Raw genomic sequence first — 14,184 nt, 5'->3', positions numbered from 1 at the left:
GCTACTGCCCGGGCGCGTAGATGGCGCGGGCCAGCGCGTCGAGCACGTCGGGTAGTCGTGGGCCGAAGCCCAGGATGTCGCTGTCGGCCATGTCCACGAATCGCCGGTTCTGGCCGGCGGTGGTGAGCTCGATCGCCGGCATCTCGGCAACCAGGCTGTCGATGCCGCCGACGCTCTCCAGCCCGGAGCTCATCACCAGGATCAGGTCGGGATTGGCGGCGACCAGGGCCTCGTCGGTCATCGGCTTCATGCCGTCCCAGCCGATCTCGCCCGCGACATCCCGAGCTCCAAGCGCCTCGATCAGCACATCGGCGCCGGACTCCTCGCCGAACAGGTAGTAGACCCCCGCTGTGCCGCGCAGGTAGAGGAACAGCACGCGCAGCTGCTGCTCGGGGTCGCGCGGCGCGATTGCGGCGATCTCGGCTACCTTCTGGTCGATCTGCTGGCGCACGCGCTCGGCCAGCAGCTCGCCGGCCTCCGTCGCACCGAGCGCCGCCGCCACCTGACGGGCGAGCTCGGCGACGCCGTCGATGCTGGCTTCCCGGTCGACGAACACGACGGTGACCCCGGCGTCGCGCAACTGCAGCACGACGTCGATCGGGCCGATGCTGCCGTCGGTGATCACGAGGTCGGGCCGCAGCTTCAGCACCGCCTCGGCGTTGATGGTGTGCGCGCTCGAGGTGACGACCGGCATGTCGGCAACCGCCGAAAACGCGGTGGAGATGTCACGGCCGACCAGCCGGTCGGCGAACCCGAGCCCGGCGATGGTGGCCCCGATCGACCCGGCGATGTCCAGGCCGATCACGCGCTCGGCGCTGGTCACGGTGATCTCGATGTCGCCGCCCAAGTCGTGGGAGGTGACCGTCACCGGCAGGGCCTGCTCCGGGGCCTCGAGCACCGGGCTGATGTCGGACTGCTGCAGCACCGCGGTCGATCCGCCCTGGTAGCTATGCGGATCCTCCAGCGTGTCGAGTTCGGCGAGCGGCGCGGTAGACACCGGGGTGACCGATTGGGCCGCCGAGCCTGCGGTGGCCCCGGTGCATCCGGTGAGCATGGCGAGCGTTATCGCGGCCGCCGTGGCGGACAGCAGGAAACGGGCGCGCATCGGTACTCGGCTTTCGGGTGGGGATACCACCAGCGTAATGCGACAGGCCCTCGGCATGCGGGGTGCGCTCAGCCGCGCCATCCTAGGATCAGTCGTGATTGTGAAGGGACCGAGAGTGAGCGCAGAGCCTGAGCCGGCCGGGCAGACGGCGAACGACCTGTCGCCGCGTGACGCGCGCATCCTCGAGTTCGAACGCGACTGGTGGCGGCATCCCGGTGCCAAAGAAGCGGCCATCCGCGAAGAATTCGGGCTCTCGGCCGCCCGGTACTATCAAGTGCTGAACACCCTCATCGACTCGCCAGCGGCGGTGAAGCACGATCCGATGCTCGTCAAACGACTGCACCGGGTGAGGGACGCCAGAACGCGATCGAGAGCGGCTCGAGTATTCGACGCCGCATCCCTTGAACCGCGCACGGCGCGATACCCCGACTCCACTCTTTAGGACCATGGCGAGACTTCCCACAGATCAGTTCGACGAACTGCCAGATGACCTCTACCGCGTCGGCGCGCACCGCGCCGCGCCTCGCAAGGGACGCGGCTGGATCGTTGTCGTCTGGGCGGCGCTCGCCTGTGTGCTGTTGACCGCCGCCGGACTGTTCGGGCTGTCTCAGCTCGGTGGCTCGGTGTCGCTGCCCGGGCTGTCGGCCCAGGAGGCGCCGGACGAGGCCCCCGCCGCCGAGGGCGAGGCGCAGGCGGACCCGGTCACCGACCCGTCGACGATCGACGCCTCGACGATCAGCATCACGGTACTCAACGGAACGGCGACGTCGGGGCTCGCCAACGACGTCGGCGACCAGCTTGAGGAGGCTGGTTGGCCAATCGGCTCGCGAACCAACACGGCGGAGAGCAACGTCGAGAAGACCACCGTGTATTACGGCGCCGCCGAGAACGAGGGCATTGCGCGTGGCCTTGCTCAGGCCCTGGGCGCGACCGAGGTCAGCCTCTCCGATGCGTTCCCCGGAGCGCCCATCACCATCGTGCTCGGAAGCGACTACACGCCTCCGACATCCTGATGGAATCGGTTCCGGGTTGATGCGGTTGTTGCGTTCGCCGATAAATCAGGTAATTACCGGTAGATCGGCCCAATAACCCTCTACTTTTGCCGCGGTTCCCGCTACGATCTGGGATTGGTCGCCCATCTAGCCCGGTGATGGTAATGCTTTCCCGCAGCGTCGTGATCTGGCAAGGTGAACGCAGTTTTCTGCGCGCAACCCGGCGGAGCTCACTCGTGCTCACGCTGCCAGGACACAGCAGGGAGTAACACATGGCGAATGGGACCGTGAAGTGGTTCAACGCTGAAAAGGGCTACGGTTTCATCACCGTCGATGACGGGGGACAGGACGTGTTCGTCCACTACTCCGCCATCGACATGAATGGGTACAAAGTTCTTGAAGAGGGCCAGCAGGTTGTTTTCGAGGTGGGCACCGGTAACAAGGGTCCGCAGGCGGAAGCCGTTCGACTGGCCTGATCAGCCATTCGATTCCTGAGGCACGCCTCGCTAACGCCGTCCGGATGTCTCGGACGGCGTTAGTCTTTCCCTCGTGCGTGCATGGGGGAATTCACAACGTCATCGGACGATCGCGGTCATTGGCCTCGGCGTCCTCCTGCTGACCGGCTGCTCGGCCACCGAGCCACCGAAGGCGAAGCCGTCGGCCTCGGCCGGCCCGGTCTGGGACTCCAGCTATGAGGCTCCGGCGCCGACGGTGATCGCGCCGCTCACCGGCGAGACGGTGCAGAGCGACGCGCTGGATCACCCGTCGATCGCCGCGAAGATCGACAACCACCCGCTGGCTCGCGCGCAGTTCGGGCTGAACGAGACCGACATCGTGTTCGAAGAACTCGTCGAGGGCGGGATGACGCGATACGTCGGCGTCTGGCACTCGACCGTGCCCGAGATCCTCGGCCCGGTGCGCTCCATCCGCCCGATGGACCCCGACATCATCTCGCCGCTCGGCGGCATCGTGGCGTACTCCGGCGGACAGCCGGGGTTCGTCAACATGATGCAAAGCGCGCCCGTCTACAACGCCATCCACGGTCAGGCCGACACCGCCACCACCTTCTTCCGTTCCCCGGCCAAGCGGGCCCCGCACAATGTGCACGTGAAGGCGCGCGAGGTGGTCGCCCAGCATGACGACCTCAAGGCCCCGCAGCAGCACTTCGCGTTCTCTCTCGACATCCCCTCGTCCACCGCGGCGAAGGACGGCACCCCCACCGCCCGGGTCAACCTCACCTTCGGCTCGCTCGGCACGCCGTCGTGGGCCTGGGATGCCGCGACCGGCGCGTGGGGACGGTTCATGACCGGCGGAGCGACCGACACCGACAACACCGGTGCACAGTTGACCGCCACCAACCTGGTCGTACTGCGCGTGCCCGTGACGGTGAGCGCCGACATCCCCAAGACGGAGCTGATCGGCAGCGGCGAGGCGTGGGTGTCCACCGGGGGAGCCACCGTGCATGCCACCTGGCGCAAGGACTCGCAGACCGACACGATCAAGCTGGTCGACGACAACGGCGTGACCGTGCGGCTCGCGCCGGGCAACTCCTGGGTCGAGCTGGTGCCCACCCAGGGGTCAGTCGCGTTCGTCGCCCCGTAACCCCGAAAGCTGAGACGGTGATTACGACCCTGGCTCTTCCCATCGCGCTCAGAATTACGACGGGGGAGTGCACCCTGCGCCGCGCACGGGACGGCGACCTCGGCGCGCTCATGATTCTCCTTTCCGACGATCCGATCAGCGCTACGAGAGGCGACACCGCTGACGAGTCCGCAACTGCGGCCTATCAGGCGGCCCTCAGCGAACTGATCGAAGACCGTTCCAACGAGATCCTCGTCGTGGTCGTGGATGAGGTCGACGAACCCGTGGCTACCATGCAGCTCACCCGCATTCCGGGTATGGCTCGGCGCGGCTCCACTCGTCTCCTGATTGAGGCGGTGCGCGTAGCGAGCAGTCACAGATCTAGCGGCATCGGATCAGCGATGATGCGCTGGGCCACCGAGACAGCAGCGCCAACGACCGGTGCATCGCTCGTGCAGCTCACCTCTGATGAGGCGCGGGAGGATGCCCACCGCTTCTACGAGCGGCTGGGTTTCGTGGGGTCGCACCGCGGTTTCAAGTTCCGAGTGGAATGAGCCGAGGATCGCCACGTCGGCTCAGCCGGTCGGCATGAAGCCGGAGGACATCAGAAAGCGGTCGATCTCGATCCGCAGAGCGACCCGGGAAGGATTTGGCCGAGGTTCGCGATAGCGTGCGGAGTAGCAGGTCACGGCGCGAGCGACTGAGACCTCGTCGGTGACGACTCGGGCTGTGCCCTCGATCGTCGACCAGTGCCGCCCGCTCACTTGGGATGCGGCGACCCTGTCGTCGGCGGCTACGTGCTGGACCTTGCGCGAGTGTTCGTTGGTGATCACCCAGGCGCACCGTTCCTCTAGGTCCAGAGCGACACCGACCGGGACGAGGTGCGGCCTGCCGTCGGCGCGAAGCGAGGCGAGAGTGCACAGGTGCCGCTCAGTCCAGAAGTTCAGGAGGAGCGAGGGGAAGTGCGCCCAATCGGGTCTCCACGCAGTCACCCGTACATTGTCGCAGGCGGGCGGAGAGGAACAAGTCGAGTGAGAAGTGTCAGCGTTACTCGCACGCAGCGACATCCGTCTTGCACTCGACACCCTAGAGTGCTAAAACTGACATTGGCACTCCTCGCGTTTGAGTGCTAATTACTTGCGTTAGAAACGTCCGGGAGAACGAGAAAAACACATGGCAAAGATCATTGCTTTTGATGAAGAGGCCCGTCGCGGCCTGGAGCGCGGCCTCAACATTCTGGCCGACGCCGTAAAGGTCACGCTTGGCCCGCGCGGCCGTAACGTCGTGCTCGAGAAGAAGTGGGGCGCCCCCACCATCACGAACGACGGTGTGTCGATCGCCAAGGAGATCGAACTCGACGACCCGTACGAGAAGATCGGTGCCGAGCTGGTCAAGGAGGTCGCCAAGAAGACTGACGACGTCGCCGGCGATGGAACGACCACCTCTGTGGTGCTCGCCCAGGCTCTGGTTCGCGAAGGCCTGCGCAACGTCGCAGCCGGCGCCGACCCGATCAGCCTCAAGCGCGGCATCGAGAAGGCTGTTGCAGCGGTCACCGCTGAGCTGCTCTCGGGCGCCAAGGAAATCGAGACCAAGGAAGAGATCGCCGCAACCGCGTCCATCTCGGCCGGTGACTCGGCAATCGGCGAGCTCATCGCAGAGGCGATTGACAAGGTCGGCAAGGAAGGTGTTGTCACCGTTGAGGAGTCGAACACCTTCGGCACCGAGCTCGAGCTGACCGAGGGCATGCGCTTCGACAAGGGTTACCTGTCGGCATACTTCGTCACCGACCCCGAGCGTCAGGAAGCGGTCTTCGAAGACCCCTACGTCCTGATCGTCAACGGCAAGATCTCGAACATCAAGGACCTGCTGCCGATCGTCGACAAGGTGATCCAGAGCGGCAAGCAGCTGCTCATCATCGCCGAGGACGTCGACGGCGAAGCCCTTGCCACCCTCGTGGTGAACAAGATCCGTGGCATCTTCAAGTCGGTTGCCGTCAAGGCTCCGGGCTTCGGTGACCGTCGCAAGGCTCAGCTGCAGGACATCGCCATCCTCACCGGTGGTCAGGTCATCAGCGAAGAGGTCGGACTCAAGCTTGAGAACGCCACCCTCGACCTGCTCGGCCGCGCCCGCAAGGTCGTCATCACCAAGGACGAGACCACGATCGTTGAGGGCGCTGGCGACAGCGAGGCAATCGCCGGCCGTGTCAAGCAGATCCGTGCCGAGATCGAGAACACCGACAGCGACTACGACCGCGAGAAGCTGCAGGAGCGCCTGGCGAAGCTCGCCGGTGGCGTTGCCGTCATCAAGGCCGGCGCCGCAACCGAGGTTGAGCTCAAGGAGCGCAAGCACCGCATCGAGGACGCTGTCCGCAACGCGAAGGCTGCCGTCGAAGAGGGCATCGTCGCCGGTGGTGGCGTCGCCCTCATCCAGGCCGGCAAGCTCGCTTTCGAGACCAGCGCGATGACCGAGCTCGTCGGTGACGAGGCAACCGGTGCAAACATCGTGCGCGTCGCGATCGACGCCCCGCTCAAGCAGATCGCGCTGAACGCCGGTCTCGAGCCCGGTGTTGTCGCCGACAAGGTGCGTCACCTGCCCGTCGGACACGGCCTGAACGCCGCGACCGGTGAGTACGTCGACATGCTGCAGGCCGGCATCGCCGACCCGGTCAAGGTCACCCGCTCCGCGCTGCTCAACGCAGCGTCGATCGCCGGGCTGTTCCTCACCACCGAGGCCGTCGTTGCAGACAAGCCCGAGAAGAACCACGCTCCGGTCGGCGACCCGACCGGTGGCATGGACTTCTAAGCCAGTCCAGACACCAGCGGGCAGCCCTTCGGGGCTGCCCGCTTTGTCGTTAAGGTCAGAGACCGAACCGCCGCGCGTTCTGCAGCTCGATGTCGGCATAGGTTTGACCCGCCGCCCCGAGCGCGAGGTTCAACGCTGTCAGGTTCTCCTCCACCCGCTGTTCGGTGGCCCGCCACTCATTCACCACCGCCTGAAACGCGGTGGCCGCCTGGCCGGTCCACGAGCCCTGCAGGTTGGTGAGCTGGCCGTGTAGCCCGGCCACCTCCGCCTGGATGCGGCCGATCGATGTGCGCACGGCGCCGGTGGCGCTGAGCACTGCTTCGCTGTCTACCTGGTATCTGGTCATGGCCGGAACGGTACGCGCCCGGCGGTCAGCTCAGGATGCCGCAGCCTCGGCTGTGGAGGGTTCCGGGCGGTGGAGTGGTAGCGCCACCCGGAACGTCGCCCCGCCACCTGGCGTCTCGACGACGTCGACGGCGCCGTGCAGGTTGGCGACGATGGAGGACACGATCGCGAGGCCCAGCCCGCTGCCGCCGGTGTCGCGGGTGCGCGAGCTGTCGGCACGCCAGAAGCGCTGGAAGATCTTCTCCCGGATCTGCGGCGGGATGCCTTCGCCGTGGTCGATTACCGAGATGATGCCCAACCCGCGGGCGTGGTCGACCTGGATGCCGATCTCGATCGGGCTGTCTGCGGTGGTGAACCGCATGGCGTTGCCGATCAGGTTCGTCACCACCTGACGCACCTTGTTCTCCTCCGCCCAGACGACCGCGCCGGTGTCGCCGGCCGTCGCGACCGGGGCGGACACGGCGTTGGCGATGACCTTCACCGGCCGGTTGCGCAGGTTCCGCAGCCGGGCAAGCGTCGCGCCGGCGAAGGCCTTCGGGCTGTTGGAGGCGGGCACCGGCGGCGGGGGGCCGTCTGCGGAACCTGCGGTCGCGGCATCCGGTGCCTCAAGGGTGCCGATGATCGGTTCGTAGACGACGACGCTGACCGTGCGTTCCGGGGAGGAGGCCATCGTGTCCATCGCCGCATCCTGGGCGATCGGCACCAGGTCGACCGGGGCGAGTTGCAGGGGTCGTGCCTCGTCGAGTCTGGCGAGCTCGAGCATGTCCTCGACCAGTTCACCCATCCGCACCGCTTCCTTCTCGATGCGTTCCATGGCCTGCGCCACGTCGTCGGGATTCTGCAGCGCGCCCATCCGGTACAGCTCGGCGTAGCCGCGCACCGACACCAGCGGGGTGCGCAGTTCGTGGCTGGCGTCGCCGACGAACCGGCGCATCTGGTCGATGGTCTTCGCGCGGTCCTTGAAGGCGCTGTCGATGCGGCTCAGCATCGCGTTCAGCGACTGGTTCAGTCGCCCCACTTCGGTGTTCGGCGCGGCGCCGGTCAGCCGCTGGGTGAAGTCACCGTCGGCGAACCGGGCGGCGGTCTGCTCGACATCCCGCAACGGCGCGAACGTGGTGGTGACCATCAGCCGGGTGAGCGCGGCGGCGAGGATCACCACGTTGACTCCGAAGAAGAAGAAGATGGCGGTGAACTGGGCGATGATGCTGTTGGTCTCGTTGAGGTTCATGCCCACGACGAATGGGTAGTAGTCGGACTCGCCCACCGGAGTGATGGGCAGCGCGATGACCCGCCATTGACCACCCCCTCCTTCGCCGTTGCCCAGCGAGAACGGCCGACCGGCCTGAGCGGTGATGACGCTCAGATCGATGGCGGCGACGTCAGGGGCGGATTGATCGTCGGCGCGGTTGTCGCAGAGCACGTCGCCGTCGGGAGTCACGATGGCGGTGTAGTACTGCTCGGTGAGTCCCGACGTGGTGGTGCAGTCGAGGCCCTGCTCGGTCTGCACGAAGTCGGCGCGCAGCCGGAACTGCTCCACCGACTCGCTCAGTTTCTTGTCGACCTCATCGACCAGGTAGGCGCGCAGCACGCTGATGGTGCCGGTGCCGACCACGAGAAGGCCGAAGGTGACGAGAAGCACCGTGACGCCGGTGACCTTGGTGCGGAGGGAGATCGAGCTCCACCACCGGGACAGTCGCTGGTGCATCAGGCCAGATTATGCCTTGCCGGCCTTGAGCATGTACCCGAAGCCGCGTTTGGTCTGGATGATCGGCTCGGTGGAGTACTGGTCGAGCTTGCGCCGCAGGTAGGAGATGTAGCTCTCGACGATGCCGGCGTCGCCGTTGAAGTCGTATTCCCAGACGTGGTCGAGGATCTGCGCCTTCGACAGTACCCGGTTCGGGTTGAGCATCAGGTAGCGCAGCAGCTTGAACTCGGTGGGGCTCAGTTCGATCTGGGTGTCGCCGATGCTGACCTCGTGAGTGTCCTGATCCATGGTCAGTTCACCGGCGCGGATGATGGCGTCTTCGTCTTCCTGCATGGTGCGCCGCAGGATGGCCTTGATGCGGGCGACGATCTCGTCGAGGCTGAACGGCTTGGTCACGTAGTCGTCGCCGCCGACGGTGAGCCCGGTGATCTTGTCCTCGGTGTCGTCCTTGGCGGTGAGGAAGAGGATCGGCGCGGTGTAGCCGGATGCCCGCAACCGCTTGGTGACGCCGAACCCATTGATGTCGGGCAGCATCACGTCAAGGATGATCAGGTCGGGCTCTTCCTCCAGCACCGCGGAGATCGCCTGAGCGCCGTTGCCGACCGCGCGCACCGCGAACCCGGCAAAGCGCAGGCTCGTGGTGAGAAGGTCGCGGATGTTCGGTTCGTCGTCAACTATCAGGATCTTGGGGCCGTCGCTCATCCGCCAAGTATCTGCGTGTTAGCTGGACGTTGTCTGAATGTATTCGGGTATTTCGGCGGTGGAGGCAATGCGCGCGCAGCAGCGGGATCCGGGTGGCGTCGGCTCGATGCGGTGCCCGCTGTCGGCGGCCCCCTCGAGCACTCCGACAAGGAACCGGCCGTTGATTCCGCACATCGTGGCGGTGTGCGTGCGGGACAGCTGGTGGAACGGGCAGTTGGCGAAGTCCCAGCCGCCCGCGCCGTCCGGGTGCGGCTCGTAGCCGGTCTCCTCGAGCACGTGCTCGAGCGAGTCGGCGGCCTCGCCCATCCGCTGCCCCGTTTCGCGCGCGGCAACAGCAAGCGCCTCGGTCACGGGAATGCCGCTGCCGGCTGATTCGTCGATCGCCGATGCCATGATCTCGGCGGCCAGGTCGTAGCGGCGGTCGGGAACCGACACCGCCAGCTCGGACTCGAGGCGGTGGTAGAGCTTCGAGGGCCGACCGGCGCCCGGGCCCGACCGAGTGCCGAGCCGTTTGAACTCCACGCCGAGCAGGCCCGCCTCGACCAGCCGGTCGAGATGGAACGCCGCCGTGCTGCGCGCGAGGCTGAGAGCGGATGCCGCGTCATCACGGCTGATCGGAAGCTCGCTGGTCGACACCAGGGCGAACAGGGCGCGGCGCACCGGGTCATCCAGTGCCGTGACGGCGGCGACCCGGTCCTCGAGTGGTCGGCGATTCATGCGGCCAGTCTACCTCTAAAAGCAAAAACCATTGACTTAAGAATTCGACGCTCGTATGGTCGGAGCCAAGCGCGAGGAGAGTGTGCCATGACCTTGGAATCCGCAACCGATGTTGCCGCGATGAGCCCGGCAATTCTGCATGCGGTGCCGTCCGCGACATCCGACACCACACTGCCCGATGTGGACCGCCCACGGGCGATCGCGGCGGCCACCGACCTGCTGGCCGCGCTCGGCCGGGACATCGACAGCGAGCACCTGCGCGAGACGCCACGGCGGGTGGTCGCCGCGCTGCTTGAGCTGCTCACCCCTGAGGAGTTCAGCGCGACCACGTTCCCGAACTCCGACGGCTATGACCAGCTGGTGATGGTGACGGATGTCCCGTTCCAATCGCTCTGCGAACACCATCTGCTGCCGTTCCGCGGTGTCGCCCGCATCGGCTACCTGCCCGGTGACCGGCTGCTCGGTCTGTCGAAGTTCGCCCGCGTGCTCGACTACTTCAGCCGCGACCTGCAGGTGCAGGAACGACTGACCCGGCAGGTGGCCGAATGGCTAGACCGGGAGTTGCAGCCCCGCGGGGTCGGCGTGGTGCTCGAGGCCGAGCACCTGTGCATGACCCTGCGCGGCGCGCAGGCGGCCGGCAGCCGCACGGTGACATCGGCGTTCCTTGGGGAGTTGGCGCATTCAGGGGCGCACAGGGCTCAATTCGGATCGGAGACGGGCAGATGAGTACAGACACCTTGGTGATCGTCGGCGGCGGGTTGGCCGGGGCGACGGCGGCGCAGACGTTGCGCGCGGACGGCTTCGACGGGTCGATTCTGCTGTTCGGCGCCGAACCGCACCTGCCGTACATCCGTCCGCCGCTGTCGAAGGAGTACATGCTCGGCAAGGCCGGCCGCGAGAGCGTGTTCGTGCACCCAGCCGCCTGGTACGCCGAGCACGACGTCGACGTCGATGCGTCGACCACCGTCGCGAGCATCGACCCCGCGGAGCACCGGATCCGCCTCGCCGATGACCGAAGCATCCCGTACGACCGGTTGCTCCTGGCCACCGGGGCGACGCCCCGCCGGGTGTCGGTACCGGGTTCGACCGCGCACGGCATCCACTACCTGCGCACAGTGGAAGACAGCGAACGGCTGCACACCGCCCTGGCCGGCGGCGGCCGCGAGGTGGTGCTGGTCGGTGCCGGCTGGATCGGGCTGGAGATCGCGGCCGCCGCCCGTGAGTTCGGCAACAGTGTCACCGCGATCGGCCGCGAGACGATCCCGCTGCAGGGTCCGCTCGGCGACGAATTGGGTGGCGTGTTCCAGCGCATGCACGAGGAGCACGGCGTGCGGTTTCGGCTGCCCGCGGACCTGGTCGGGTTCAGTACGAGCGACGACCGGGTGACGGGCGTGATGACGGATGTCGGCGACCTGCCGGCCGACCTAGTGGTGGTGGGCATCGGGGCGGTGCCGAACACGGCACTGGCCGAGCAGGCGGGCCTCGACATCCGAAACGGCATCCTGGTCGACCAGAGCTTGGCGACGAGCGCCCCGGACGTGTTCGCAGCCGGCGACGTGGCCAACGCCTACCATCCGGTGGTCAAGCAGCACATGCGCAACGAACACTGGGCCAACGCCATCGCGAGCGGCAAGGTGGCCGCGCGGTCGATGCGCGGCACGCCGGCCGCGCTCGACGACATCCCGTACTTCTACACCGACCAGTACGACCTGGGGATGGAGTACTCCGGCTACCCACCGCTCACGCCGGGCGCCAGAGTGGTCTACCGCGGGGATGTCGCGGCGCGCGAGTTCATCGCGTTCTGGCTGGCGGATGACCGGGTGGTAGCAGGAATGAACGTGAACGTCTGGGATGTCAACGACCAGGTGCAGCGGCTGATCGCCACCGGCCGCCCGGTGGATGTCGCGCGGCTGGCCGACCCGGCGGTTCCCCTCGACGAGCTGGCGGCGGCATGACGATCGGCACGCTCAGCACCGTCGGCGCGCCGCCCGGCGGGTTCCGGCATCCGACGCTCACCCATCCCGTGCGCCGGATCGGCGGCCGCGAGTTCGACTTCTCGCGGCAGGTGGCGGTGATGGCGATCGTGAACCGCACACCGGATTCGTTCTACGACCAGGGCCGCACCTTCGGGTTTGATGCGGCGGTGGAGGCGGCACTCGCGGCGGTCGCCGACGGCGCCGACTGGGTCGACATCGGCGGGGTGAAGTTCGCGCCGGGGCCTCCGCTTCCGGTGGACGAGGAAGCCGAGCGGGTGGTTCCGGTCGTGCAGGCGGTGCACGCGGCATCCGATGTGGTGATCTCGGTCGACACCTTCCACGCCGCCGTCGCCCGGCGGGCCATTGCCGCCGGCGCCGCGGTGATCAACGACACCACCGGGTTGAGCGATCCCGACTTGGCGCGGGTGGTGGCCGACAGCGACGCCACCCTGGTGATCACCCACTCGCTGGCCGCCCCGCGCACGGCGCACCCGCGGCCGCAGTACGCCGACGTGGTGGCCGAGGTCGTCGAACGGTTGCGCGACCGGGTGGATTTGGCGGTGCGGCTCGGTGTACCGGCGGACCGGATCGTTCTCGACCCCGGGCACGATCTGAACAAGAACAGCCTGCACTCGTTGGAGCTGACCCGCCGACTCGGCGAGATCACCGGGCTCGGCCTGCCCACCCTGGTGGCGCTGTCGAACAAGGACTTCATCGGCGAGACGCTGGGTCGCCCGAAGCGGCAGCGGCTCGCCGGGTCGTTGGCCGCGGCGGTGGCCTGCGTGCTGCAGGGCGCCCGCATCGTGCGGGTGCATGAGGTGGCGCCCACCGTGGACGCGATGCGCATGCTGGAGGCGATCCAGGGCTGGCGGCAGCCGGTCGCCCTGCGACACAACGTGGTGGACGACGATGACGGATGAGGTGCTCCGGCTCGGCGCGATGTTCGCCGCCACCGACGATGAGATCACCGACTGGTACACCGTTCCGCGCCGCGCGGACCGGTGGCTGCGGGTGAACTTCATCGCCAGCCTCGACGGTGCCGCCACCCACGACGGCCGCTCTGCGGGCCTCGGCACCCCGGCAGACAAGCGGGTCTTCGGCCTGCTGCGCCGGCTGGCCGACGTGATCCTGATCGGCGCCGGCACCGTTCGCGCCGAAGGATACGGCGGACAGCTGCTGGATGACGCGGGGCGGGCGTGGCGCGAAGAGCGCGGGCTTCCGCCGCATCCGGTGGTCGCCGTCGTGTCGGCCAGGCTCGACCTCGACCCAGACAGCCCGCTGTTCTCCGCGGCCCCGGTGCGACCGCTGGTGCTCACCACTCGGCAGGCCCCGCCCGAGCGTCGCGCCGCGCTCGCCGAGGTCAGCGACGTGTTGGACAGCGGCGGAACCGCGGTCGACACCCGGTTGATGCGCGAGCTGCTGGCCGAGCGGGGACTGCGGCAGGTGCACTGCGAGGGCGGCCCGCACCTGCTCGGCACCCTGATTGAGGAGGGCACGGTCGACGAGCTGTGCCTCACTCTCAGCCCACGCCTCGAGGGCGGAACGGCGCGGCGCATCACCGACGGCGGCCGCGTCACCCCGACCGGGATGACGCTCGCCCACGTGCTCACCGGCGATGACGGCACGCTGCTGCTGCGCTACGTGCGCGCCCAGACCGTCTCGTAGCATGGGCGGATGCTTGAGCCTGCCCTCATCATCCGACCGACCACCGACACCGACTGGCGCGAGGTGCGTGCCCTGCGGCTGGAGATGCTGCAGGACACGCCGGAGGCGTTTGGCGAGACCTTCGCCGCGGCATCCGCTCACCCGGAATCGGAATGGCGGATGCGGGCAGCCCGCGGCATGAGCGCGACCGGCGCCAGCCTGGTGGCGATCTACCAGGGGGAGTGGGCAGGGACCATGGGAGTGTTCCTGCCCGAGGATGAGGACCCGATGCTGGTCGGCGTGTACGTGACCCCGCGCTTTCGCGGCCCGCAGTTCGGCGTCGCCGACGCGCTGCTGGCCGGCATCGAGGAGTGGGCGAGCACCCGCGGCAGCACGCTGACCCTGCACGTACATGAGGTCAACGCGCGCGCCCAGGCGTACTACCGCAAGCGCGGGTTCCGGGTCACCGGGCGCACCTTCCCGTACGCGCTGAACGCCCGCGAGCGCGAACTGGAGATGCAGAAGCCGCTGTAACGCTGTTGCCGCAGGATGCCCGTGCCACCGCGCGCACGGGAGGTAAACGCGCGCACGGGAGGCCGTTTCGCGGCGGAAGTG

General features: G+C 67.6%; 17 protein-coding genes. 11 read left to right on the top strand and 6 right to left on the bottom strand.

Annotated elements, in window-relative coordinates; translation table 11 throughout:
- Position 1: 1 nt before the first annotated feature.
- Positions 2 to 1,105: a heme/hemin ABC transporter substrate-binding protein gene (locus HCT51_RS13940; RefSeq protein WP_166877553.1), complete on the bottom strand. Its 1,104-nt coding sequence runs from the start codon at positions 1,103 to 1,105 to the stop codon at positions 2 to 4.
- A 115-nt stretch (positions 1,106 to 1,220) separates the two neighbouring features.
- On the opposite strand from HCT51_RS13940, the gene HCT51_RS13935 reads away from it, so the two are divergent.
- From HCT51_RS13935 to HCT51_RS13915, 5 genes are all read left to right on the top strand, one after another.
- Complete coding sequence (locus HCT51_RS13935; protein ID WP_224760510.1) at positions 1,221 to 1,547, top strand: DUF3263 domain-containing protein; 327 nt, start codon at positions 1,221 to 1,223, stop codon at positions 1,545 to 1,547.
- 4 nt (positions 1,548 to 1,551) lie between these two features.
- Positions 1,552 to 2,118 (top strand): LytR C-terminal domain-containing protein, encoded by a 567-nt coding sequence (locus HCT51_RS13930; protein WP_166877556.1) that lies wholly within the window; start codon positions 1,552 to 1,554, stop codon positions 2,116 to 2,118.
- Between the two features lie 251 nt (positions 2,119 to 2,369).
- Positions 2,370 to 2,573 (top strand): cold-shock protein, encoded by a 204-nt coding sequence (locus tag HCT51_RS13925; RefSeq protein ID WP_166877558.1) that lies wholly within the window; start codon positions 2,370 to 2,372, stop codon positions 2,571 to 2,573.
- Between the two features lie 73 nt (positions 2,574 to 2,646).
- The gene (locus HCT51_RS13920) at positions 2,647 to 3,699 is read left to right on the top strand and encodes a DUF3048 domain-containing protein (protein ID WP_166877561.1); all 1,053 of its coding nucleotides are present in this window, start codon (positions 2,647 to 2,649) and stop codon (positions 3,697 to 3,699) included.
- A 17-nt stretch (positions 3,700 to 3,716) separates the two neighbouring features.
- Positions 3,717 to 4,232 (top strand): GNAT family N-acetyltransferase, encoded by a 516-nt coding sequence (locus HCT51_RS13915; protein ID WP_224760509.1) that lies wholly within the window; start codon positions 3,717 to 3,719, stop codon positions 4,230 to 4,232.
- 21 nt (positions 4,233 to 4,253) lie between these two features.
- On the opposite strand, the gene HCT51_RS13910 is transcribed toward HCT51_RS13915, so the two are convergent.
- Positions 4,254 to 4,670, bottom strand: a complete 417-nt coding sequence (locus tag HCT51_RS13910; RefSeq protein ID WP_224760508.1) for a pyridoxamine 5'-phosphate oxidase family protein — start codon at positions 4,668 to 4,670, stop codon at positions 4,254 to 4,256.
- 181 nt (positions 4,671 to 4,851) lie between these two features.
- Between HCT51_RS13910 and groL the strand changes: the two genes are divergently transcribed.
- Positions 4,852 to 6,480 carry a chaperonin GroEL gene (groL, locus tag HCT51_RS13905; protein WP_166877564.1) on the top strand — a complete coding sequence of 543 codons (1,629 nt, stop codon included), beginning with the start codon at positions 4,852 to 4,854 and terminating at the stop codon, positions 6,478 to 6,480.
- A 55-nt stretch (positions 6,481 to 6,535) separates the two neighbouring features.
- On the opposite strand, the gene HCT51_RS13900 is transcribed toward groL, so the two are convergent.
- Genes HCT51_RS13900 through HCT51_RS13885 form a run of 4 tightly spaced genes read right to left on the bottom strand, consistent with a single transcriptional unit; the run spans position 6,536 to position 9,949 of the window.
- Entirely contained in the window at positions 6,536 to 6,826 is a 291-nt protein-coding gene (locus HCT51_RS13900) for a WXG100 family type VII secretion target (protein WP_166877567.1), read from the bottom strand.
- Between the two features lie 30 nt (positions 6,827 to 6,856).
- Positions 6,857 to 8,530, bottom strand: a complete 1,674-nt coding sequence (locus HCT51_RS13895; RefSeq protein WP_166877570.1) for a sensor histidine kinase — start codon at positions 8,528 to 8,530, stop codon at positions 6,857 to 6,859.
- Between the two features lie 9 nt (positions 8,531 to 8,539).
- A complete protein-coding gene (locus tag HCT51_RS13890) occupies positions 8,540 to 9,232 on the bottom strand; it encodes a response regulator transcription factor (protein ID WP_166877573.1) in 693 nt (230 codons plus the stop codon).
- Between the two features lie 18 nt (positions 9,233 to 9,250).
- A complete protein-coding gene (locus tag HCT51_RS13885) occupies positions 9,251 to 9,949 on the bottom strand; it encodes a helix-turn-helix transcriptional regulator (RefSeq protein ID WP_166877578.1) in 699 nt (232 codons plus the stop codon).
- Between the two features lie 87 nt (positions 9,950 to 10,036).
- On the opposite strand from HCT51_RS13885, the gene folE reads away from it, so the two are divergent.
- Genes folE through HCT51_RS13860 form a run of 5 tightly spaced genes read left to right on the top strand, consistent with a single transcriptional unit; the run spans position 10,037 to position 14,103 of the window.
- Complete coding sequence (folE, locus tag HCT51_RS13880; RefSeq protein WP_224760507.1) at positions 10,037 to 10,675, top strand: GTP cyclohydrolase I; 639 nt, start codon at positions 10,037 to 10,039, stop codon at positions 10,673 to 10,675.
- Positions 10,672 to 11,904 carry an NAD(P)/FAD-dependent oxidoreductase gene (locus HCT51_RS13875; RefSeq protein ID WP_166877581.1) on the top strand — a complete coding sequence of 411 codons (1,233 nt, stop codon included), beginning with the start codon at positions 10,672 to 10,674 and terminating at the stop codon, positions 11,902 to 11,904. The genes folE and HCT51_RS13875 overlap by 4 nt, the downstream gene beginning before the upstream one ends.
- Entirely contained in the window at positions 11,901 to 12,845 is a 945-nt protein-coding gene (gene folP, locus HCT51_RS13870) for a dihydropteroate synthase (protein WP_166877585.1), read from the top strand. The genes HCT51_RS13875 and folP overlap by 4 nt, the downstream gene beginning before the upstream one ends.
- Positions 12,835 to 13,590, top strand: a complete 756-nt coding sequence (locus HCT51_RS13865) for a pyrimidine reductase family protein (RefSeq protein ID WP_166877588.1) — start codon at positions 12,835 to 12,837, stop codon at positions 13,588 to 13,590. Before folP ends, HCT51_RS13865 begins: the two co-directional genes overlap by 11 nt.
- A gap of 9 nt (positions 13,591 to 13,599) precedes the next feature.
- Positions 13,600 to 14,103: a GNAT family N-acetyltransferase gene (locus HCT51_RS13860; RefSeq protein WP_166877590.1), complete on the top strand. Its 504-nt coding sequence runs from the start codon at positions 13,600 to 13,602 to the stop codon at positions 14,101 to 14,103.
- Positions 14,104 to 14,184 lie beyond the last annotated feature (81 nt).

It is taken from the genome of Salinibacterium sp. ZJ450, from assembly GCF_011751885.2.
Classification (GTDB): Bacteria; Actinomycetota; Actinomycetes; order Actinomycetales; family Microbacteriaceae; genus Ruicaihuangia.
The sequence above is the reverse complement of the archived record's forward strand: the minus strand, read 5'-3'. Positions and strand labels throughout refer to the sequence as shown.

What these genes read in the sequence shown, in the direction of transcription:
- HCT51_RS13865 (WP_166877588.1), top strand. Translation starts at nt 12,835, where the DNA reads ATGACGGATGAGGTGCTCCGGCTCGGCGCGATGTTCGCCGCCACCGAC.
- groL (WP_166877564.1), top strand. Translation starts at nt 4,852, where the DNA reads ATGGCAAAGATCATTGCTTTTGATGAAGAGGCCCGTCGCGGCCTGGAG.
- folP (WP_166877585.1), top strand. Translation starts at nt 11,901, where the DNA reads ATGACGATCGGCACGCTCAGCACCGTCGGCGCGCCGCCCGGCGGGTTC.
- HCT51_RS13860 (WP_166877590.1), top strand. Translation starts at nt 13,600, where the DNA reads ATGCTTGAGCCTGCCCTCATCATCCGACCGACCACCGACACCGACTGG.
- HCT51_RS13885 (WP_166877578.1), bottom strand. Translation starts at nt 9,949, where the DNA reads ATGAATCGCCGACCACTCGAGGACCGGGTCGCCGCCGTCACGGCACTG.
- HCT51_RS13900 (WP_166877567.1), bottom strand. Translation starts at nt 6,826, where the DNA reads ATGACCAGATACCAGGTAGACAGCGAAGCAGTGCTCAGCGCCACCGGC.
- folE (WP_224760507.1), top strand. Translation starts at nt 10,037, where the DNA reads ATGACCTTGGAATCCGCAACCGATGTTGCCGCGATGAGCCCGGCAATT.
- HCT51_RS13940 (WP_166877553.1), bottom strand. Translation starts at nt 1,105, where the DNA reads ATGCGCGCCCGTTTCCTGCTGTCCGCCACGGCGGCCGCGATAACGCTC.
- HCT51_RS13925 (WP_166877558.1), top strand. Translation starts at nt 2,370, where the DNA reads ATGGCGAATGGGACCGTGAAGTGGTTCAACGCTGAAAAGGGCTACGGT.
- HCT51_RS13890 (WP_166877573.1), bottom strand. Translation starts at nt 9,232, where the DNA reads ATGAGCGACGGCCCCAAGATCCTGATAGTTGACGACGAACCGAACATC.
- HCT51_RS13875 (WP_166877581.1), top strand. Translation starts at nt 10,672, where the DNA reads ATGAGTACAGACACCTTGGTGATCGTCGGCGGCGGGTTGGCCGGGGCG.
- HCT51_RS13895 (WP_166877570.1), bottom strand. Translation starts at nt 8,530, where the DNA reads ATGCACCAGCGACTGTCCCGGTGGTGGAGCTCGATCTCCCTCCGCACC.
- HCT51_RS13930 (WP_166877556.1), top strand. Translation starts at nt 1,552, where the DNA reads ATGGCGAGACTTCCCACAGATCAGTTCGACGAACTGCCAGATGACCTC.